Source organism: Variovorax boronicumulans, assembly GCF_009811375.1.
Classification (GTDB): domain Bacteria; phylum Pseudomonadota; class Gammaproteobacteria; order Burkholderiales; family Burkholderiaceae_C; genus Variovorax; species Variovorax boronicumulans.
The window spans coordinates 1395062-1415470 of record NZ_BKDH01000001.1; the positions used below are offsets into that span (position 1 = coordinate 1395062).

General features: G+C 66.8%; 15 protein-coding genes. 9 read left to right on the forward strand and 6 right to left on the reverse strand.

All coding sequences use genetic code 11. The features are described from left to right. The first annotated feature begins 95 nt into the window (after positions 1 to 95). The 6 genes from VHAB30_RS06460 (at position 96) to VHAB30_RS06485 (ending at position 8107) form a co-directional block, all read left to right on the forward strand. Positions 96 to 1625 carry a class I adenylate-forming enzyme family protein gene (locus VHAB30_RS06460; RefSeq protein ID WP_159276221.1) on the forward strand — a complete coding sequence of 510 codons (1530 nt, stop codon included), beginning with the start codon at positions 96 to 98 and terminating at the stop codon, positions 1623 to 1625. Between the two features lie 63 nt (positions 1626 to 1688). Beyond that, complete coding sequence (locus tag VHAB30_RS06465) at positions 1689 to 2408, forward strand: enoyl-CoA hydratase/isomerase family protein (RefSeq protein WP_308789332.1); 720 nt, start codon at positions 1689 to 1691, stop codon at positions 2406 to 2408. A 164-nt stretch (positions 2409 to 2572) separates the two neighbouring features. Beyond that, positions 2573 to 3535 (forward strand): Bug family tripartite tricarboxylate transporter substrate binding protein, encoded by a 963-nt coding sequence (locus VHAB30_RS06470; RefSeq protein ID WP_159276223.1) that lies wholly within the window; start codon positions 2573 to 2575, stop codon positions 3533 to 3535. Beyond that, positions 3532 to 4584 carry an NAD(P)-dependent oxidoreductase gene (locus VHAB30_RS06475; RefSeq protein ID WP_159276224.1) on the forward strand — a complete coding sequence of 351 codons (1053 nt, stop codon included), beginning with the start codon at positions 3532 to 3534 and terminating at the stop codon, positions 4582 to 4584. Before VHAB30_RS06470 ends, VHAB30_RS06475 begins: the two co-directional genes overlap by 4 nt. Before the next feature lie 37 nt (positions 4585 to 4621). Beyond that, on the forward strand, positions 4622 to 5551 hold the full coding sequence (locus tag VHAB30_RS06480; RefSeq protein WP_159276225.1) for an amidohydrolase family protein: 930 nt from the start codon (positions 4622 to 4624) through the stop codon (positions 5549 to 5551). Between the two features lie 168 nt (positions 5552 to 5719). Then, a complete protein-coding gene (locus VHAB30_RS06485; RefSeq protein WP_159276226.1) occupies positions 5720 to 8107 on the forward strand; it encodes a DNA polymerase II in 2388 nt (795 codons plus the stop codon). A 13-nt stretch (positions 8108 to 8120) separates the two neighbouring features. Here the strand turns inward: VHAB30_RS06485 and VHAB30_RS06490 are convergent, their stop codons facing one another. The 5 genes from VHAB30_RS06490 to VHAB30_RS06510 form a co-directional block, all read right to left on the reverse strand. Next, entirely contained in the window at positions 8121 to 8684 is a 564-nt protein-coding gene (locus VHAB30_RS06490) for a hypothetical protein (protein WP_235926463.1), read from the reverse strand. A gap of 73 nt (positions 8685 to 8757) precedes the next feature. Continuing rightward, on the reverse strand, positions 8758 to 10818 hold the full coding sequence (fusA, locus tag VHAB30_RS06495) for an elongation factor G (protein WP_159276228.1): 2061 nt from the start codon (positions 10816 to 10818) through the stop codon (positions 8758 to 8760). Positions 10819 to 10952: 134 nt separating this feature from the next. Beyond that, positions 10953 to 11417, reverse strand: a complete 465-nt coding sequence (locus VHAB30_RS06500) for a hypothetical protein (RefSeq protein ID WP_062471967.1) — start codon at positions 11415 to 11417, stop codon at positions 10953 to 10955. Between the two features lie 671 nt (positions 11418 to 12088). After that, positions 12089 to 13294: a porin gene (locus VHAB30_RS06505; protein WP_159276229.1), complete on the reverse strand. Its 1206-nt coding sequence runs from the start codon at positions 13292 to 13294 to the stop codon at positions 12089 to 12091. 157 nt (positions 13295 to 13451) lie between these two features. Further along, on the reverse strand, positions 13452 to 15029 hold the full coding sequence (locus tag VHAB30_RS06510) for an amidohydrolase family protein (protein ID WP_235926464.1): 1578 nt from the start codon (positions 15027 to 15029) through the stop codon (positions 13452 to 13454). A 100-nt stretch (positions 15030 to 15129) separates the two neighbouring features. On the opposite strand from VHAB30_RS06510, the gene VHAB30_RS06515 reads away from it, so the two are divergent. From VHAB30_RS06515 to VHAB30_RS06525, 3 genes are all read left to right on the forward strand, one after another. Beyond that, positions 15130 to 16062, forward strand: coding sequence for a LysR family transcriptional regulator (locus VHAB30_RS06515; protein WP_159276230.1), 933 nt, complete (start codon positions 15130 to 15132; stop codon positions 16060 to 16062). Positions 16063 to 16162: 100 nt separating this feature from the next. Next, a complete protein-coding gene (locus VHAB30_RS06520; RefSeq protein WP_159276231.1) occupies positions 16163 to 17581 on the forward strand; it encodes an amidohydrolase family protein in 1419 nt (472 codons plus the stop codon). Positions 17582 to 17619: 38 nt separating this feature from the next. Continuing rightward, positions 17620 to 18597, forward strand: a complete 978-nt coding sequence (locus VHAB30_RS06525) for a Bug family tripartite tricarboxylate transporter substrate binding protein (protein ID WP_159276232.1) — start codon at positions 17620 to 17622, stop codon at positions 18595 to 18597. Between the two features lie 34 nt (positions 18598 to 18631). On the opposite strand, the gene VHAB30_RS06530 is transcribed toward VHAB30_RS06525, so the two are convergent. Beyond that, on the reverse strand, positions 18632 to 20407 hold the full coding sequence (locus VHAB30_RS06530; RefSeq protein ID WP_139702353.1) for an amidohydrolase: 1776 nt from the start codon (positions 20405 to 20407) through the stop codon (positions 18632 to 18634). Positions 20408 to 20409: the final 2 nt, after the last annotated feature.

Sequence of the window (20409 nt, forward strand, 5' to 3'; positions counted from 1 at the left end):
GCAAATCGGTCGGCTAAAAAAGGTCGCTACCCATCTTCTTCTGAAGAAGAGAGTGGTGGCGAAACGCTTCAAATATTCTGCAGAGAACCCAAGCAATGCTCAATCAAAATATCCGCAATTTGGCGCTCCTCATTCAGGACGCCGTTCGACGATCGCCTGAAGCGGTGTTCGGCACAGACAAGGTGTCGGCCCCCATGGCAGATGCTTTCAAGACAGCGCAGACGCTTTGCGCATCGATGTCTGGCGCCATTCTCAAGGGACAAACAGTGGCTTTTGTTGGAGTCACCAGCGAGCACTATTTGATTTTCTGGATGGCCTGTCAGTTGCACGGCGTCCGTACGGCACTCATCAATCCGCACTACCCTCAAGACCTGATCAGGGAAATGCTGCTTGATCTGAATCCGGATGCCGTTGCATTTTTCGATGACACGTACCGCGCACCCACTCATCCGAACTGGGCTTCTATCGACGCACGGAACGCGTGGTCCGGCCATTTGGTTGTAAAGAGTGCCGAGGTCCCGAGACCAGGCAAATCAGACGTGCCAGTCGAGGGCGATGCGCTCTTGACGGGGCTGGCCTGCGACGGCTCGGAGATCGCGTGCTATATGCATACCTCGGGCACCTCGGGTCGCCCCAAGTTTTGCGCACTGAGCCACTCCTATTTCATCAGGCTGGGTCGCTTCATTGCCGACTCTCTCGGCTACGTTCGCAATGACGTTGTCTTTGCGCCGATGCCGATGTTCCATATCAACCCTCTGGGCTACGGTGTCGTGGCGGCCTGGACTGCAGGCGCGGGCGTTCTGGGGACACAGCGTTTTGCCGCACAGAACTTCTGGAGCACCGTGAAGCAGATCGGCGCGACCGCACTCGTTCTGCATGTCACGCCCCTTCAAATGCTGATGAAGGAAGCGGATGTCGACGCAAGCGCGGGCCACAAGGTGCGCGTGGTATTTGGCGCCATCAGCGAATTCCTGGGCATGTTCGGAATCCCCATTGGAATCACGGCGTATGGGTCCACCGAAGCCGGTGGGCTTTGTCACACATGGCATGTTCGCGCAGGCGACCGCTCCTTGGCGGAAGAAGGCCCTACCCACTACGCCGGGCGCGTGCGTTTCGACGCCGAATTCAAGATATCCGAAGAGGGCGAAATCCATGTCAGAGCGCGGGAGGCGGACACGCTGTTTTCTGGCTACCTTCGCGACGGAGCTTTAGACCCTTCGACGGACGCCGACAGCTGGTTTCACACGGGCGACCGAGGCCGCGTTGACCACCTTGGAAACCTTGTCTTCATCGAGCGGATGAGCGAATCCATTCGAGTCAACGGCGAATACGTTCCGATCGATTTCGTGGAACGTTCTTTGGAAAAGGAAGCGGAGTTGTCCGAGTTCGCGATCTGGTCGAGAGCGGATGCGGTGAGCGGTCAACGCGTCGTCTTGTGGATTGCAGATCCTCGAATTGACCTGGAGAAGACGCTCGCAGCAATTCAGCGTCTGCCGAGCATCATGCGGCCCGTGGAAATCATCCAGATCGCGAGCCTCCCCCGCGACACCGGAGTGAACAAGGTTCAGCGCCGACGGCTGCACGACGAGCACGCACTGTGGCGTCATGAAGTTTCCGCGCAATAGCACTCGAGGGTACGTTTCATGAATGCTTGTCGTGTCAGCTGTGAACTCACAGGGCATGTTGCCGTGCTCGAGATCAACAATCCCCCGCACAATTTCGTCGACGTCGAACTGGTCAAGGAATTGGCCGACAGTCTTGAGCATCTCGATGCGGTCGAGGATTGCCGCTCGATCGTTCTGCGCAGTGGTGGCAGCGTGTTTTGCGCTGGAGCGAATTTCGATCAAGCCGAAAACAGCACGGCGCTCGACCCGTCGCCGTTCTACGCGCAGGCCATGCGGCCTTTCTCGAACCGGAAACCCATCGTTGCGGTGATACAGGGCGCTGCCATCGGTGCCGGATTGGGGCTTGCCCTGGTCGCTGACTTCCGCGTGGGATCGCCCCAGTCCCGGTTCAGCGCCAACTTCAACCGACTGGGCATTCATCCCGGTTTCGGAATCAGCCACACCTTGCCGCGCGTCGTGGGCGCGCAAAAGGCCGCCTGGATGCTCTACACGGGCGAGCGGATCAGCGCGCAACAGGCATTGGCGCTGGGGTTGATCGACGCTCTTTCGGAGGATCAAGACCCGTTTGCCACGGCACTGGCCATGGCGCAAGAGATCGCGCGCTCGGCGCCCGGTGCCGTCCAAAGCACGAGGCGCACGTTGCGAGCGGGATTCGCGGACCACGTGATGCAAGTGAATCGCCATGAGTGCGCGGTTCAACTCGAGCAGTTTCGGCATCCCGACTTTCTGGAGGGCGTGAGGGCTGCCGCACAACGCCGCGTTCCGGTGTTTCAGGGCCGTTGAACGCCTTCTACATCAGGCCCGCAGCGTTGCGGAGCCTGGACCTTCGCTTGATCTGTCAGTGCAGGGCGCATTGAACATTCACGGGACACGATATGAATCGAACACTTACCGAGAGACATCCAGGGGCTCCTGATCGCTCGACCCACCTGAGTCGGCGATCCGCCATGCAGCTCGTGACCGCCGGTCTGGCGGTGTGGACTGCAGGTGCATGGGCGGCGTCGGCGCAGAGCGATGCCTTTCCCGTGCGGCCCATTCGCATGGTCATTCCATTTCCTCCATCGGGCGCCGCCGATCTCGTCGGCCGCCTGTATGCCAAGGCTCTGGCAGAACTCTCGGGCCAGCCGGTGGTTCCTGACAACAGGCCTGGCGCAAGTGGCCTGATCGGGGCACAGAACGTGCTCGCATCTGCGCGCGACGGATATTCGCTGCTGATCGGGAGTTCGTCGACGCTTGCAGTGAACGCTGCCATCGCCAAGAGCTTGCCCTACGATCCCCTGACGGACTTTGTACCAGTGGGCGTCCTGGCAACGGGGCCCGTTGTGCTTGTGACGGGGGCATCTTCGGGAATCAAGAGCTTCGAAGACCTGGTCCAGAAAGCACAGGCCCGTCCCAAGACCCTGAACCTGGGCATCGGCTCCACGGCCTTGCAGCTGCAAGCCGAGTGGCTCAACGAGACGGTGGGCATCAAGACCACGACCATTCCGTACAAGGGTGGCAGTGAGGTGGCCTCCGCCTTGTTGGCAAATGCCGTCGACGTTGGAATGCTGGATGTGTCGGCAGCCCATGCCCTCATCCGGTCGGGCAAGTTGCGAGGTCTTGTACTTGGTGCAAGCCAGCCTCTCGCCTCGCTCCCGGGTGTGCCGACGACCGCGCAACTCGGTGTCAGGGGCTATACCGGCGAATCCTGGATCGTCGCTGCGGTAGCTGCGGGCACTCCGGATCATGTGGTGGACTACTACGCCACGGTGCTGGCGAAGGCCGCCAAGCTGCGATCGACGCAGGATTGGCTCCGCGAGCGAGACCTCGGCTACGTCTATCGCACCGCAGCGCAGACCAAGGCGTTGATCGCTGCCGACATCGCGCTCTACAAGCAGTTGGTCGATCGACTGGGTATCCCGAAGGTATGAAGGCCGTGACACCAATACCTCGCACGCTGCTACTGGCTGGGCGCTACAGCCAGGTCTTCAGGGAACCTCTGCTGGCCTGTCTCGGCCCCGGTTGGGTTGCCGAGTCATGGTGCGCCGAGGAGGGCACGGAAGGCTTGACGCGCAAGGCAGCCGTGGCCGAAATCCTGATCGGATCTGCCGAATGGGCGCGACACGCACAAGGCCTCGGTGTTGAAGCGACCTTCGCCGCCAGCCGCCGGCTCGGCCTGACCATTCTTCCGTTCTCGGGCGTCGACTGGTTGCGCTCCGAGTGGGTGCCAGCCAACTCGGTGGTCTGCAACGTCAGCAACGGCAGCGATCCCATCGCCGAGTACGTGATGGGCGCCATCTTGAACGCCGAGATTCCGTTCCGCGAGATGGATGCCGAATTGCGGCAGCACCGATGGACCTGGGGCGGCGGCTCCGTTGTCGGTCGCAAGCACGGCGAGTTGCAAGGCAAGACCATCGGCTTGGTGGGCTTCGGAAGAATCGGCCAACGTGTCGCTCAATTGGCCACTGCGTTTCGAATGCAGGCGATCGCCGTGAGTCGATCTCCTGGCGTCTCCCGCGAGCTGAACTGGTGGCGCGGCATGGAGGCTTTGCCGGCCCTCCTTGCGCAGAGCGACTATGTTCTTCTGTGTGTACCGGGTGGCGCAGAAACGCTGAACCTGATCGACAAGGATGAGCTGTCTCGCATGAAGTCGAACGCCATCCTGATCAACGTCGCGCGCGGGCCGGTCGTCAACGAGGCGTCACTCTTTGGAGCGCTTCAACGCCGCGAAATTCGTGGTGCCATCGTTGACACCTGGTACACATATCCGTCGCCATCTTCGATGGTGGGCGCGCCCGGCAGCCTGGCGTTCGAAACCTTGGACAACCTGGTGATGACACCGCATGCCGCGGGATGGACGGATGCACTGGAAACGCGCCGGGTTGAAACCGTCGTGCGCAACGTGCACTGCTACCTGCATCGCAAGGCGCTCACCGACGTTGTCATCGACAAGCGTTCAGCGACGAGCGAATGCCTTTGATTTCCTGGAAACCGTTCACTGTGTCTGGAGAAGAACGATGCAATTGACAGCAGCCTGCCTGCCGCCGCCGGAGAACTATGCGGCCCCCGACTTTCAGGTCCCCGCGCGGGCGTGCGATTCTCATTGCCATGTCACGCCTGAAGATTTCTTGAACACGGTGCCGGACGCGAGCTACGAGCCCGCACCGGCACCGCCGGCGGAACTGCGCCGCTTGCGCCGATCGATCAAGTTCGAGCGATCGGTGGTCGTTCAGGCCAGCGTGTATGGCAAGGACAACCGCGCCGTCGAGCAAGCGCTGCGCGCTGAGCCGCAGGTGCTGCGTGGCGTCGTGGTGGGTGATGCGGACACGACCGATGCGCAACTCGATGCCTGGCACGCCATGGGCGTCAGGGGAATGCGATTCATCATGTCGGGCCAGCTTGGCGGCACCGTCGATCTCAACGACCTGAAGGTCCTGGCGCCGAAACTGGCGGACCGTGGTTGGCATGCCGAGATCCTTCCCAGGGAGGATCAGTGGCCCTCGCTCAAGTCAACGCTGGAGCAGTTGCCCTGCACGCTGGTCGTCGACCATCTCGGTGGGTTGTCCTTGGGGGCGCAGTCCGGCGAGGCTGAGCACGTCTTGTCGTCGCTGCTCTCAACGGGCCGCGTGTGGGTCAAGCTGATCGGCTATCGCCTGTCGGCCGACCTTCGAGATCCTCGCATCGCCCGCCGCGCCCAGCGCCTGTACTCGGAAGCGCCAACTCGCATGGTCTGGGGAACCGACTGGCCCCATGTGGGCTTCTCGGTGGAGCAGGACGCTGGCATCTTGCTCAATGCTCTGGCGAGTTGGTTTGACCACGATGCAAGCGCCATCGAGAGGATCCTTGCCTCCAATCCTGAGGAGCTTTTCGACTTCCCGCGAGCTGCCGTCCGCATGGATCCCGTCGATCCGATCATCGTTACTGGAACCCCACAGCGCCGAACTTGACGCTCGGGGCGAGAACGGGGGAAGGCGATTCGGCACGGTCTGCGCATCTGTTCAATCCGGTAGCCCCGCTCGGACGGGTTGCGATCACCGGGCGCCAGCTGGCCGGGCGGGGCGAGAATCCTCCGATTCCGTCCGCCTTCCCCGTCCCACCCGAATCGCCCAGCGCCCGTGACCTCCACCGACCTCCAGGGCTTCATCCTCACGCGCCACTGGCGTGATGCTCCGACCGGCACCGAGATCGAGTACTGGCTGGCCACCGAGGCAGGGCCGAGGAAAGTGGTGCTGACCTCCCGCAGCAGCGTCGCTTTCGTCGCCGCCCGGCACAGGGCGGCGGTGGAAGTCCACCTCGCGGCCATGCCGGGCGTGCAGTTGCGGGAGCTCGCGCTCCGGAATTTCCAGCAGGAAGCCGTCCTCGGCGTCTATGCGACGCACTTCCGCCAGATCGGCCGGTTGGCGCGCGCCCTGCAGGCGCAGGGCATTCCCTTGCTCGAAGCCGACGTGCGCCCGCACGACCGCTACCTGATGGAGCGCTTCATCACCGCCGGCGTGCGGGTGGAGGGCGGGCGCGGCGAGGGCGCCACGCTCGTCGACTGCAAGCTCAGCCCCGCGCCTGAATTCCGGCCGGTACTCAAGGTCGTGTCGCTGGACATCGAGACGAGCCAGCATGAAGGGCTCTACTCCATTGCGCTGGACGGCACGCCGGAGCGCGTCGTCTTCATGCTTGGCGCGCCGCCGCCCGAGCCGGGCGACCCCATGGACTTCTCGCTCGTCTATTGCCCGACCCGCAAGGCGATGATCGAGCAGCTCAACGACTGGTTCGAGCGCAACGACCCCGACGTCCTCATCGGCTGGAGCGTGGTCCAGTTCGACCTGCGCGTGCTGCAGAAAACCGCCAACGACTGCTGCGTGCCGCTGCTGCTGGGGCGGGAGCGCCGGCCCATCGAGTGGCGCACGCACCCGGGCAAGCAGGGCTACCTGTTCGCGCCCACGCCGGGGCGGATCGTCCTCGATGGCATCGAGGCGCTCAGGGCCGCGGTGTGGAGCTTTCCGTCGTTCAGCCTCGAGAACGTCTCGCAGACGCTGCTGGGCGAAGGCAAGGCCATCGGCGACGAGTACGACAAGATGGCGGAGATCGAGCGGCGTTACCAGCACGACAAGCCCGCGCTCGCGCTGTACAACATCCGCGACTGCGAGCTGGTCCTGCGCATCTTCGAGAAGGCGAAGCTGCTGCAGTTCATGATGGAGCGCGCCCAGGTCACCGGCCTGCAGGCCGACCACTTCGGCGGCTCCATCGCCGCGTTCAGCCACCACTACCTGCCGCGGATGCATCGTCTGGGCTACGTGGCGCCGAACGTGGGCGAGATCGCGAGCAAGGCCTACCCGGGCGGCTACGTGATGGACTCGAAGCCGGGCTTCTACGACTCCGTCGTGGTGCTGGACTACAAGAGCCTCTATCCCTCGATCATCCGCACCTTCCTGGTCGATCCGGTGGGCCTCGTCGAAGGTTCGAACGCCGCCGATCCGACCGGGCTCATCCACGGACCGCAGGAGACCGTCTTCTCGCGCGACAGGCACTGCCTGCCGCAGATCGTGACCACGCTGTGGCACGCGCGGGACGAGGCCAAGCGCGCGAAGAACGAGCCGCTGTCGCAGGCGCTGAAGCTGCTCATGAACTCCTTCGCCGGCGTGCTGGGCGCGTCCGAGTGCCGGTTCTTCAACCCGAAGCTGGTGTCCGCCGTGACCCTGCGCGGGCACGAGATGATGAAGCTCACGCGCGAGTTCGTGGAGCAGCGGGGCTACGAGGCGATCTATGGCGACACCGACTCGATCTTCATCTGGCTCCGGCGCACCCACACCAACGAGGAGGCGCACGCCGTCGCGGCCCGCCTGGCGGGCGACATCAACGACTGGTGGGCGCGCACGCTGCGCGAGGAGCAGGGCCTGCAGAGCTTTCTCGAGATCGAGGTCGACACGCACTACAAGAAGTTCTTCATGCCCACCATCCGCGGCTCGGAGGTGGGCAGCAAGAAGCGCTACGCCGGACTCAGCGTGGATGCCGCGGGCAAGGAGGAGATGGTGTACCGCGGCCTGGAGATGGCGCGCAGCGACTGGACCCCGCTGGCGCGCCAGTTCCAGGAGGGCCTGCTGTCACGCATCTTCCAGGGCGAGCCCTACAAGGCGTTCGTGACCGACTATGCGAAGGCGACGCTGGCGGGCGCCAAGGACGACCTGCTCATCTACCGCAAGCGCCTGCGCCATCGGCTCGACGACTACCTGGTCAACGTGCCGCCCCAGGTGCGGGCCGCGCGCATCGCCGACGAGCACAACGCCCGGGTCGGCCGGACCCAGCAGTACCAGAAGGGCGGCTGGATCCAGTACGTCATGACCCGCAACGGGCCGGAGCCGCTGGAAACCCGCCATTCGCGCATCGACTACGAGCACTACCTCACCCGGCAACTGCAGCCGATCGCCGATGCCATTCTTCAGCCCATGGGAGACAGCTTCGCGGCCTTGACGACGTCGCAGCGCGAGCTCTTCGAGCCAGGATCGCCGTGAAGCGACCGCAGGATCAGGTGCCGGGCCGCGGGTCCTTGTCCGTGATGGACAGGTCGACCGGCACCCGCGTCTCGTGCCGGATGTTCCCGGGCATCTCGAACACCACCGTAAGGTGCCCCTTGACGCGCTCGAAGGGCTTGTCCAGCTTCACGTAGAAGCCTCGCTGGCTGCTCAGGGCGTTGTCGTAGGTCCAGAGCGAAAAGTCCTGCAGCGACGGCGCGCCGCTGTCGTCCTTCAGGCGCAGCTTTTCGTTCTTCTCGTTGGTCAGCGCGTAGTCCTTGATCCGGTAGGTGGCAGCGTCGGCGATGTCGTCGTTCGTGTTGACGATGTGGCCGTTGCGTTGGTATTCGTCGACCTTGGCCTTGGGCAGCGGGTAGTAGGTCAGCACGTCGAACGCGCTCGCCGGTTTTTTCCGGATCAGGGTCTGGTCGGAATTGATGACCATCACGTGGGCACCGAGTTGCGTGAGCAGCGCCCGCGCCTGGTCCGGGGTGTACGGCTGGCGCGGTGCGGCGTGGGCCTGCGAAGCGGGCAGGGCGAACAGGGTGGACAGGACCAGCGGCAGCAGTTTCTTCATCGGGGAGCCCGTGCGGGATGAATGGCGGATGCCGGCCATTAGGCCACGGCAGCGTCATGCCCCCGGTGGGCGCCTAGTCGTCGTCGCGCACCCGGTACTGCCCCATCAGCGTGCGCTGCACGGTCGGTGGCACGGCCTCGTAGTGCGACAACGCGATGGTGTAGCGCCCCTGGCCGCTGGTCATCGCATTGAGCCGCGACTGGTAGTTGGCCAGCTCGACCTCGGGCACCTGTCCGCCGATGGCCACCGTGCCGGCCCCCAGGCCCGAGGTGCCGGTGACCAGGCCGCGCCGCGACGACAGGTCGCTCGTGACGTCGCCCACGGCATGCTCGGGCACGGCGATCTCGATCTGCACGATCGGCTCGAGCACGGCCGGTTGCGCCTCGCGGATCGCCGCCATGAAGGCCTTGCGGCCGGCGGTCGCGAAGGCGATGTCCTTGCTGTCCACGCTGTGGTGCTTGCCGTCGTAGACCACCACGCGCACGTCGACCACGGGGTAGCCGGCGATCGCGCCGTAGGCCAGCACCTCGCGCACGCCTTTTTCGACCGCGGGGATGAACTGATTCGGAATGGCCCCGCCCCGGACTTCGTCGGCGAACTCGAAACCCGCGCCGCGCGCCAGCGGCTCGATGCGCAGGAAGACTTCGGCGAACTGGCCGGCGCCGCCGGTCTGCTTCTTGTGGCGGTGGTGGCCCTCGGCCGGTGCGGTCACGGTCTCGCGGTAGGCGATGCGCGGCGGCCGCGTCTGGACCTCGAAGCGGTACACCTCGCGCAGGCGTTCGAGCACGAGGCGCAGGTGCAGCTCGCCGAGGCCGTAGAGCACCGTCTCGTTGGTCGCGGCCACATGCTCGATGCGCAGGCACGGGTCTTCGGCCGCGAGCTTGCCCAGGATTTCCCAGGCGCGCTGCTCGTCGCCATGGCGCTTGGGCTCCACGGCCAGGCCGTACACCGGCACCGGGAACGGCAGCGGCGCGAGGTGCACATGGCTGTCTTCGGCCGCATCGTGCAGCACGGCATCGAAATGGATCTCGTCGACCTTGGCCACCGCCACGATGTCGCCCGGCACCGCGTGCGACACCTCGACGTGGTCCTTGCCCTGGAGCATGAACAGGTGCCCCACCTTGAAGGGCTTGCGGCCGTCGCCGATGTAGAGCTGGCTGTCGCGCGTGACCGTGCCCTGGTGCACGCGGAAGATGCCCATCTTGCCGACATAGGGGTCGATCGTGACCTTGAACACATGCGCCAGCACGTGCAGCGACGGGTCGGGCCGGGCCTGCATGGGCTGGGCCTGCGCGCCTTCGCCGACGAGGAACTCCGGCGGGTTGGCCTCGGTCGGGTCGGGCAGGAGCTTGACGATCACGTCCAGCAGCTCGGCCACGCCGGCGCCGCTGCGCGACGAGGTGAAGCACACCGGGATCAGGTGGCCTTCGCGCAGCGCCTGCTCGAGCGGCGCGTGCAGCTCGGACGGGTCGACATCGCCTTCCTCGAGGTAGCGGTCGACGAAGGCCGCGTCGACCTCGACCACCTGCTCCACCAGCGCGCGGTGCGCCGCTTCGACGGGGCCGAAGTCGGAGCGTCCGAAGCGGTTGAAGAAGCAGTCGATCACCTGCCGGTTGACCCCGTCGGGCACGTTCAGCGGCAGGCATTCGCGGCCGAAGGTGGCCTGGATGTCGGCCAGCAGGCCCGACAGCGAGACGCCCTGCGAGTCGATCTTGTTGACGACGATCATGCGGGCGAGGTGGCGCGAGGCCGCGTAATTCATCATGCGCACCGCCATCGGCTCGATGCCGGTGGCGGCATTGATGACCACCGCCACCGTTTCGACCGCCTCCAGCGCCGGCAGGCTCTGGCCGAGAAAGTCGGGGCCGCCGGGCGTGTCGATGAGGTGGATGCGTGTGGCGGCATGCGTGAGGTGCATCACCGAGGCGTTGAGCGAGTGCAGCATGCGGCGCTCGAGCGGGTCGTGGTCGCTGACGGTGCTGCCGCGCTCGACGCTGCCGCACGCGCCGACGGCGCCCGCCTTGAACAACAGGGCCTCGGCCAGGGAGGTTTTGCCGGCGGCCGCCGCGCCCACCAGCGCCAGCGTTCGCACTGCTTCCATTTCGGCCGCGAGGCCGTTCGATCGGCTTGGCATGGCGGGACTCCTTTGCGCGTCCGCAAGGCCGGCCCGGCGGCCCGCAAGGGCTCGGGTGCTGCGCATCGACGCCGGGCCAGCGTACGGGATTGACCGTGCCTATGCAAGCCGGGGAGGGCGCGCCGGTCGGCCGCTCAGGGCTCCTGCGGCGCGGTGCCTTCGGATGGCGGCCGGTCGGCGGGCAACCTGCCCAGCCGCGACGAGGTCGCGCGCTCCGTGCGGATCTTTCGCAGCGTGTTCGTCAACGCCTGCGGGCTCGTGTTGAGCTGTCTCGCCGCCTTGGCCGGGCGCATGCCCTCGACCAGCACCAGCCGCGCGGCGGCAAGGGACGGGGTGGCCTGCAGGTGCAGCAGCTCGGCCACTTGCCAGAACTCGGCCGAGGTGAAGGTGCCGAGGTCCGGCGGCAACGAGCGCGAAGGGACGGCCTGGCGTTTCTCGAAAACGCAGTGGGGCGCCGGGTCCATCTGCCCGACCCGCGCGACCAGCGCCTCGAGGTAGGCCTGCGTGGCGGGGGTGTTGGAAACCCAGTTCGAATGGATGACCAGCTTCGTCCCGTCGTCGGGGAACGTGTGCTCCCAGCTGACCCTCAACTCCGTCATGGCTGGCTGCGGAACGGGCGCATCGTGGGGCGGCTCGTTTCCATGTGATTTTTTTGCATTCGTGCAGTATGTCGCGACAACTCGCGCATTCTTTTGTCGATGTCGCCAGTGTGACCGATGAAGGTGGGTTTTATCCCGGACTTTCGGTGTAGGCGAATGGAAGGACGGGCCGCCTCGCGACGATGTGGCACGCGAGGCCCGGCGGCCGCCGGAGGCGGGTCAAGAAGGGCGCACGAACACGCGCCGCGCGCGGCCGGCGCGGCGAGGGCTGTCTTCCTTGCGGTCTGCCCGCCCTAGGCCGATGCGGCCGATGGCTGGGCGGATGCGGCCTGCGGTTGTTCCTGCGATGTGTGGACCGGCGCGGGGGGACCGCAGTCGTCCGGCATCTTGCGCGAGGTGCCTCTCACGAGGTGGCGGGGCACGTGGTGTGTCTTGATGAAAAGCGCCAGCGCCTCGCTGCGCGCGGGCTCGGAGACCGGTAGAAACATGTGCAAAGCGCTCATGGTGTCGTTCCGTCGATGCCAGGCAGGAAGGCGGCGCACCCGCTTGTGCCGGGTGGCTGGCGACCCCTGGCATGGCCGCCCGGCGAGCATTATGAGCGTCTGGATCAACCCCGTTGGCGCTGATGTTTTCGGGCGCCCGCGGTGCCGATGCCCAGACGCCCCGGCCTGCTAGAACGCGTGGCGGATACCGAAGTCGTAGCCCGTAGACGTCTTCGGTGTGAGCCCCGCGCTCTGCACGAAGGCCGGGCCGCCCGTGGTCAAGGCCGCGCCGTTCTTGTTGCGCACGTGGCCCACGGTCGCGTACAGCGCGGTGCGCTTCGACAGGTTGTGCACGTAGCCCAGCGCCAGCTTGCCGGCCTTCGGGTTCTTTGCTGCGCCGAACGGTGCGCCGGTGTTGTCCTGGTCGTAGGTGACGTGCGAGTACGCGGCGCGGATCAGCCCGGCGCCGACGGGCACGGTGACGCCGACGACGTAGCCCTCGAGGTCCACCTTGCGCAGGCCGCCGCCGAGCGCGGGCTGCGCCAGGTCGCGCGCGTGCCGCGAGCGCGACCACTCGCCGAAGAGCTTGACGCTGCCGAAGTGGTACGAGGCGCCGAGGTTCATCGTCTTCACCGAGTCGGTGCTGCCTGCGTAGTAGTTGTCGGCGACCGTGCTGTCGCCATAGGCCACGGCCAGCTGCAGCGGTCCGCTCGCGTAGCCCAGGCGCCCGCCGATGTAGCGGCCTGCGCGAGAAGGCGCGACCGCACCCGGGTTGCGCGCGCCGGTGACGGGGTTCACGCCCGGTGGCGTCGCGGTGCCGGGAGCGTAGCTGTCGCGCTCGTGCAGCGCGTACTGCAACTGCCCGTGAAAGCCGCCGAGGTTCGGCGGCAGGAAGTAGCCGATGGAGTTGCTCGCCCGCACGTAGTTCGCGTTGCCCGCGAAGGCCGTGTTGGCCGCGAGGATCAGGTTGCCGCCGGCGCCGTTGGTGTTGATCGGGTCGAACAGCGTGTCGTTCCAGAAGGTCGGCGTGAAGTCGCGGCCCAGGCGGATCTCGCCGAAGCCGCCCGAGAGGCTCACGGTCGAGCGGCGCGAGAAGTTCGCGATGCCCATGGCACCGTCGTCGTTGGTGATCGGGGCTTCGAGCCAGAAGCTGGCGGCCAGGCCGCCGCCCAGGTCTTCGGTGCCGCGAAAGCCCAACCGGCTGGTGTTGTAGCCCGAGTGGCCGAGGGCGGTGCGGCGCACGGTGACGGCGGGCGTGAGGCCGCGCGGGTCTTCGGAGCGGTTCGAATAGCTGCTGACCATCGCATCGATCACGCCGAAGACGGTGACCGAGGATTGGGCGGATGCGGCACCGGCCAGGGAGACAGTGGCCAGGGCGATCAGGGATTTGTTCATCGCGTGGATTCCAGAAAGTGGGAAGGCGCAGGACGAGCGGCGCCACGACAGCCCGGGAACGGGCTGCACGGAGGTGTTCAGTGAGCAGGGGTGGAGAGGGCGTGCGCGACGAGAACGTCGCGCGACGCCCGCAGGCCGGGGCGGCCCGCGCGACGCGCTAGGTCGTGAAGGTGATGCTGGCCTGCTGCGGCCCGATGCGCTGCTGCGCGGCCACCTGCTGGGCCTTGAGCTTCGCCCAGTCGACGCCGAGCATCTTCCCGTGCCGCTTGCGCGCGGTGCCGGCGACCCACACGCTGTCGATGTCGGCCTGCGATGCGAAGTTCATCACCCGGTCGGCCAGGCTGCCCAGCATGGCGAAGCCGATGCGGTCGGTGCGCAGCAGCACCAGGTCGGCGCGCTTGCCGACCGTGAGGCTGCCCGTGACGTTGCCCAGCCGCACGGCTTTGGCACCGAGTGCGGTGGCGAAGTCGAGCGTGTCTTCCGATTTGTAGTCGCGCACGATCTCGCGCCCCTCGGGCTCGAGAAAGAGGCTGAGGAACGCGCAGCGCACGTGCTCGAAGTAGTCCTGCTGCAGCACCGAGTTCACGTCGATGCCGATGCCGGTGGCCACGCCGGCGTGGCGCGCGCGGCCGTGCGCGGAGGCCATGAGGTGCGGCGTCATCATGTAGGGGAACTCGCCGACCACCGTGGCGCAGAGCATGCCGCCGGTGTCGCGCAGCATCTTGAGCTCATCGTCGGTGAGACGGTTGCCGTGCGACGCGTGGTAGTCGGGCCCGAGCAGCCCCGCCTCATGCAGGTCGACGATGCCGGAGCCGCGGTGCCCGATGGTGCCGGCGGGCTGCGGCTGCGCCGTCTTGTGCACGTGCGCGGCAATCATCTTCACGCCAGTGGCGCGGGCGCGTTCCCATTCCTTGCGCACCTCGGCCACGGGGCGGCCGGTGGCGTTCGAGGGCGCCAGGCCCAGCTGCAGCAGGCCGTTGCTGTCGGAGAACAACTCCTTCTGCAGGCGCTCGACGGTCTTCCAGTTGGTTTCGGTGGTCGTGTTGAGGTCGGCATGCACGCGGGCCGTCGAGATCGTCGAGCCCGGTCCGAAGGCGGTTGCGCGCCCGAGCTGGAAGGTGAACCAGCCGGCCACGCCCGAGTCCTTGACGCCGCGCGCGGCGGCCAGCGCTTTTTCTTCGGTGGGCTGGCCGTGCGCGTAGTCGAGCACGGTGGTCACGCCCGCGTCGATGGCCTGCAGGCCGCCGATCAGTTCCGCAAGGTAGTTGTCCTCGGGCGTCATGCAGGCCATGGTGCGCCGCTGCCAGCCGATGTAGCCCTTGGCGTAGGCATTGGGTTCGGCCTTGACGATGCGCCCTGCATCCAGGCCATGCCACATGTGGCGGTGGCCGTCGATCATGCCGGGCATCAGGATCATGCCGCGCGCCTCGATCACCTCGGCATCGCCGGCGGGCAGGCGCTTGCCGATGGCGGCGATCTTGCCGTTCTCGACCAGCACGTCGGTCGCCTGCAGCTCCTTGTTCAGCGGGTCCATCGTGAGCAGGTCGGCGCCGCGGATCAGCGTACGTCGCGCGGGGCCGCGTGGCGACGCAGCGGGCTTCGGCGTTTGCGCCATCGCCTGCGGCGCAAAGGCCGCTGCGGCGGCAGCGCCGGCCGACAGTCCGAGGAAAGCCTTGCGGGTCAATCCGGCCGGTGGCGCCGAGCCCGAGGGCGGGGCGATCTTGGGTGGGGTCATGTCTCGTTCCGTGGTTGTAAGAGTCCGAGGATGTTGACATTTTCATTTTTGACAATAAACATCGCCCGAAGAAAAAACTGTTTTCCTGAGAGGAAAGAATATGGACCGCCTCACGGCCATGTGTGTGTTCCGCAAGGTGGTCGAGCGCGGCAGTTTCACGGTCGCCGCCGAGCAGATGCGCATGTCCAACGCCTCGGTGAGCAAGTACGTGGCGGCGCTCGAAAACCACATCGGCACGCCGCTCCTGGCGCGCACCACGCGGCGCATCAATCTCACCGACGCCGGACGCAGCTACTACGACAAGTGCGTGCGCATCCTCGATGACGTGGAGGAGGCCGAGAAGTCCGCCGGCCAGCTGCAGACCACGCCGCGCGGCCTGCTGAAAGTGCGCGCGCCGGTGTCGCTCGGCACGGCGCACCTGGGCCGCACCGTGGCGGATTTCCTGGCCGGCTTTCCCGAGGTGACGATCGACATGACGCTCAACGACCGCTTCGTCGATCCGGCGGAAGAGGGCGTCGATGTGGCGCTGTTCATCGCCGACCACGTGAAGGACGCGACCGGTGCCACCCGCGCCATCGCGAAGATGCCGCGCATGCTGGTCGCTGCGCCGTCCTACCTTGCAGCGCGCGGCGCGCCTGATGTGCCGGCGGATCTCGTGCGCCACAACTGCCTGGTCTACACGCGCGGCCAGACGCCCGACGAGTGGCGCTTCACCGACGCGGGAAGCGAACGCATGGTGCGCGTCGGCGGCAACTGCCGCTGCAACAACAGCCTCGTGCTGCGCGAGGCGCTGCTGGCCGGCGCGGGCATCGGCTTGCTGCCCGCGTTCCTCGTGACGGGCCACCTCGCCGACGGCAACCTGCACACCGTGCTGCCCGGCGTGGTGCCCGAGCCGCGCACGCTGTTCGCCGTGTTCCCGCAGCCGCGCCGCCCGTCGCCCAAGGTGCGCGAATTCGTGAACTTCGTGGCGCGCAGCTTTGCGGCCGACAGCCAGTGGCAGCTCGAAGCCGAAGACGCGGCGGCAGCGGCCTAGATTTTTTCCTTTCAAGAAATCATTTCTTTCTTTGGACGCCGTTTATTGATCGAAACGAAATCGTCAACATCCTCGGACCCTTTGAAACCCCGAGTGAGACATGACGCACACCCTGATCAAGAACGCCAGCATCCTGACGCGAGACCCCAAGCTGGGAGACCTGCACGGCAGTGACCTGCTGATCGACGGCGACCGCATTGCCGCCGTCGGCCCGAACCTGCAGGCGCCACCCGACGCCGAAGTCATCGATGCGAAAGGCATGGTGCTCATGCCGGGCCTGATCGACGGCCACCGCCACGTCTGGGAAATCATCGACATGGGCCGCCTGGTGAAAACGCGCCCGGCCGAATACGCGCCGTACTACCAGCAGTGGAAGATGCGCACCATCGTCTCGATGACGCCCGAGGACAACTACCTCGCGGAACTGATCGGCGGCCTGCAGGCCATCGACTCCGGTGTGACCACCGTGCTCGACTACGCGCACGGCCAGCCCAGTGAAGACCGCGCCATGGCCGCCGCGCAGGGCCTGCGCGACTCCGGCATTGCCGGCTGGTTCGCGTTCCAGCTCGGCGTGTCGTCCTCGTACAAGCCGGGCGATACCGTCTCGCTGGCCAAGGCCGACGGCGAGCGCATCGCGATGACCAACGAATCGCACTGGAAGACCGCCGAGCGGCTGCAGAAGGAGCTGTTCTCCGACAGCACGGCGCTGCTGCAGCTCGGCCTGGCACCCAGTGGCAACAACGGCAGCCGTATCGAGGACATCCGCAAGGAATGGACGCGTGCGCGCGGCATGGGCGTGAAGATGCTCGCGGCCCACATCCACAAGCCCGAGCAACCGCACGCCCCGGGCGTGATGGGCCACCGCGATTCGGGCATGCCCGACCTGCACGAAGCCGGCCTGCTCGGCCCCGACTACCAGGCCACCCACGCCAACCGGCTCACGTCGGAAGAACTGAAGATGCTGCGCGACACCGGCGGCATGATCTGCGCGACCGCGATGGGCGAGTTCCCGTACGTGATGTCGCCGAGCAAGGGCCCGTCGGTGCACGGGCGTGCGCGCGCGGCCGGCGTGCCCACGGGCATGGGTATCGACATCTCGCTGGCGCTCACGGGCGATTACTTCGAGCACATCCGCGCCACGTTCTGGAGCCTGTACCTCGACCCCGAGTGCCGCGGGTACGTCGGCCGGTACACGTCGGAAGACATCCTGGACTTCGCCACCTCGATGGGCGCGCAGGCGGTGCGCCTGGGCGGCGTGACGGGCACCATCACCGTCGGCAAGCGCGCCGACCTCGTGCTGCTGAGCACCGACCGCATCGGCTTCGGCATGGCCGGCAGCTTGGCGGACCGCGTCGTCACCTTCGCGGGCACGCCCGATGTCGACAGCGTGTGGATCGCCGGCAAGGCGCGCAAGCGGCACGGCAAGATGCTCGGTGTCGATTGGGCGAACCTCAAGGCCCGGCTGGTGGAAGCGCAAGAGCGCGTGGGGGCACAGGCCGCCAGCATCAAGTTCGTCTGAGGCGCTGAGGCCGCACGCCCGATCCTCTGAACCCCATCATGAAAAAAATACTGAGACTCTTCGCGTTCGCCGCGCTGCAATTGGGCGCCGTGGCATCGCACGCGCAAGCCGCCGACAGCTGGCCGAACCGGCCGGTGCGCATCGTGCACGGCTTTGCGCCGGGCGGTCCCATCGACCACCTGGCGCGCCTGCTGGCTGCGCAGTTCCATGAGCACTTCAAGCAGTCGGCCATCGTCGAGGCCAAGCCGGGCGCGGGCGGCACCATGGCCGCGCGCTACGTGGCGCGCAGTGCACCCGACGGCTACACGCTCTTTCTCATGGCCTCCGGCCATGCGGCGGCGCCCAGCCTCTACGGCGCGCTGCCCTACGACGCGGTGAACGACTTCACCATGATCTCGATGGTGGCGCAGAGCCCGTTCGCGATCATCGCGAACCCCAACGCCAAGTTCGCCACCGTGCAGGAGCTGATGAAGAGGGCCAAGGCCGCGCCCGGCACCATCGACTACGGCTCGGGCGGCAACGGCAGCGGCATGCACCTGGCCGCGGCGCTGCTGCAGTCGCGGGCGGGCGTGCGCTTCAACCACGTGCCCTACCGCGGCGGCAGCGCCACCGCGTTGGCGGTGGTGAGTGGCGAGGTGCCGATCATCGTCACGTCGATGGCCGGCATGAGCGCCTACATCGACAGCGGCAAGGTCAAGCCGCTGGCCGTGACCTCGCGCCAGCGCTTCGCGCTGTACCCCGACGTGCCGACGATCGCCGAGACCGTGCTGCCTGACTTCGACGTGACCGCTTGGTACGCACTGGGCGCGCCGAAGAACCTGCCACCGGCCATCGTCGCGAAGCTCGCCGAGATGGTGCGCGTCACGCTCAAGCGCCCCGAGGTGGCTGAAGGCCTGCGGCTGCAGGCGGCCGATGCGTGGTCCACCACGCCGGCCGAGGCGCAAGCCTTCGTCGCGAAGGAAGTGACGCGCTGGACCCAGGTGGTCCGCGACGAGAAGATCTCGGCGCAGAACTGAGACGCAGCCGGCCATGCGCTCCGACGGCAACCGGTCAATGGCGAGGCGGCGCGCTTTCGGCTTCGTCGCCATGGTCGTGCATGTGGCCGATGGCCTTCAGCACGCGCGCATCGGTGCGCGGTGGCAATGCGGCGCCGTGGCGTGGCGTCGCGTGCACGGGCTTGCCGTCGACGAAGGTCAGCACGGATCGGATCGTGTGGATCGCGTTGGGCGCCACCGTGAGGAAGGGCGCATCGAGCACTGCGAAGTCCGCGAGCTTGCCCACCGTCAACGAACCGCGGTGCGGCTCGCTGAAGGTGAGCCAGGCGGCGTTGGCGGTGTACAGGCGCAAGGCTTCCTCGCGCGTAAGCAGGTGGTCGGCACGGCGCTGCACGGCACCGCCGACGGCGCGGCCCGTCACGTGGTACTCGATGGCGCGCCACACGTTGATCACGCCGACGCGCGTGGAGTCGGTGCCGCCGGCCACCATCAGGCCCTTTTGCAGCGCCAGGCGCGTGGGCGGCGATGCCTGCGCAGCCTCGGCGCCGTGGGCTTCCTGGATTGCCGGCGCCTCGAAGTACGGGCCCATCTGCACCGTGTACGCCATGCCCAGCTTGCGCATGCGTTCGAAGGTTTGTTCGGAGCCCGTGTTGATGTGCGTGATCGCCCACCGCAGGTCCTTGAAGGGCCGCGTCTGCGCGACCTTCTCGAGCACATCGAGGATGGCCTTCGCGCCGTCTTCGGTGTAGGCGTGGATCTCCAGCGGATAGCGGCGCTCGGCTGCGAACAGCGCGGCCCGGGCCAGCTCGTCGCGCGCCGACTGCGGCGGGTTGAAGCCCGCGCTCATGCGCACGCCGTCGTTCATGCCGAAGGCCAGCACTTCGCCCACGCCGAGAAAGCGCAGCATGTCGTCGCCGAACAGCGGCGGCAGGTAGGCCAGGCTGGTCTGGAACCAGGCGGTCTCGTTGCCGGGCGCGAGGGCCGATGCGCGGTAGGCGACGCGCACGGTCAGTGCCTTGTCGCGCCACAGCGTGAACAGCGGGCTGTAGATCGCGTGGTCGCCCGCGGCCGGATCGACGACGCCGGTCACGCCCAGGCGGTTGAGTTCGCGGAAGAAGGCCTGCAGGCTGGCGCGGTTCTCGGCTTCGGGGCGCGCACTGATGCGTGCGAACAGCGCAGAGAAAGGCCCGATGCCGCCGAACAGCTTGCCGGTGGCCCGGCCCTGCGCATCGCGTTCCACCGTGATGCCGGGCGGCAGCGCGGCGCCGGTGTCCAGCCCCAGCACATCGATCGCCGTGTTGTTGACGACGGCGTAGTCGTACAGGTACTGCACGTAGGCCGGGTTGTGCGGCAGGACGGCGCTCAAGTCCTGCGGCGTCGGCGCGCGCTGTTCGGCGAACTGCGCCGGATGCCAGGCGCCCATCACCGCGACCCATCGGCCGGGCCCGCGCTTTGCGGCGTCTTGGGTGAGCTGGTCGAGTGCGCCGGACAGCGTGGTCTGTTCGTACCAGTAGCTCTCGAAGGTGAACCCCTGGCCGCCGCGGATGGCATGGATGTGCGCATCGATGAGCCCAGGCACCACCGTCTTGCCACCCAGGTCGATGACGCGGGTGTGCGCGGTGCGCAGCTTGCGGATCGTGGCGTTCGAGCCCACCGCGACGATGCGGTTGCCGCGCACCGCGAGCGCTTGCGCGCGGGGCTTCGCCGGGTCCATCGTGAGGAGCTCGCCGTTGAGCAACAGCGTGTCGGCCGCCAGCGCCGTGGGCAGCCACAGCAGCGCGAGCGCCGCCGCGGCGGCCGCGACGAGCCGTTGTCGTATCGGTCGTTTCATGG

What these genes read in the sequence shown, in the direction of transcription:
- VHAB30_RS06500 (WP_062471967.1), bottom strand. Translation starts at nt 11,417, where the DNA reads ATGACGGAGTTGAGGGTCAGCTGGGAGCACACGTTCCCCGACGACGGG.
- VHAB30_RS06505 (WP_159276229.1), bottom strand. Translation starts at nt 13,294, where the DNA reads ATGAACAAATCCCTGATCGCCCTGGCCACTGTCTCCCTGGCCGGTGCC.
- fusA (WP_159276228.1), bottom strand. Translation starts at nt 10,818, where the DNA reads ATGCCAAGCCGATCGAACGGCCTCGCGGCCGAAATGGAAGCAGTGCGA.
- VHAB30_RS06470 (WP_159276223.1), top strand. Translation starts at nt 2,573, where the DNA reads ATGCAGCTCGTGACCGCCGGTCTGGCGGTGTGGACTGCAGGTGCATGG.
- VHAB30_RS06520 (WP_159276231.1), top strand. Translation starts at nt 16,163, where the DNA reads ATGACGCACACCCTGATCAAGAACGCCAGCATCCTGACGCGAGACCCC.
- VHAB30_RS06480 (WP_159276225.1), top strand. Translation starts at nt 4,622, where the DNA reads ATGCAATTGACAGCAGCCTGCCTGCCGCCGCCGGAGAACTATGCGGCC.
- VHAB30_RS06475 (WP_159276224.1), top strand. Translation starts at nt 3,532, where the DNA reads ATGAAGGCCGTGACACCAATACCTCGCACGCTGCTACTGGCTGGGCGC.
- VHAB30_RS06490 (WP_235926463.1), bottom strand. Translation starts at nt 8,684, where the DNA reads ATGAAGAAACTGCTGCCGCTGGTCCTGTCCACCCTGTTCGCCCTGCCC.
- VHAB30_RS06460 (WP_159276221.1), top strand. Translation starts at nt 96, where the DNA reads ATGCTCAATCAAAATATCCGCAATTTGGCGCTCCTCATTCAGGACGCC.
- VHAB30_RS06525 (WP_159276232.1), top strand. Translation starts at nt 17,620, where the DNA reads ATGAAAAAAATACTGAGACTCTTCGCGTTCGCCGCGCTGCAATTGGGC.
- VHAB30_RS06515 (WP_159276230.1), top strand. Translation starts at nt 15,130, where the DNA reads ATGGACCGCCTCACGGCCATGTGTGTGTTCCGCAAGGTGGTCGAGCGC.
- VHAB30_RS06510 (WP_235926464.1), bottom strand. Translation starts at nt 15,029, where the DNA reads ATGACCCCACCCAAGATCGCCCCGCCCTCGGGCTCGGCGCCACCGGCC.
- VHAB30_RS06530 (WP_139702353.1), bottom strand. Translation starts at nt 20,407, where the DNA reads ATGAAACGACCGATACGACAACGGCTCGTCGCGGCCGCCGCGGCGGCG.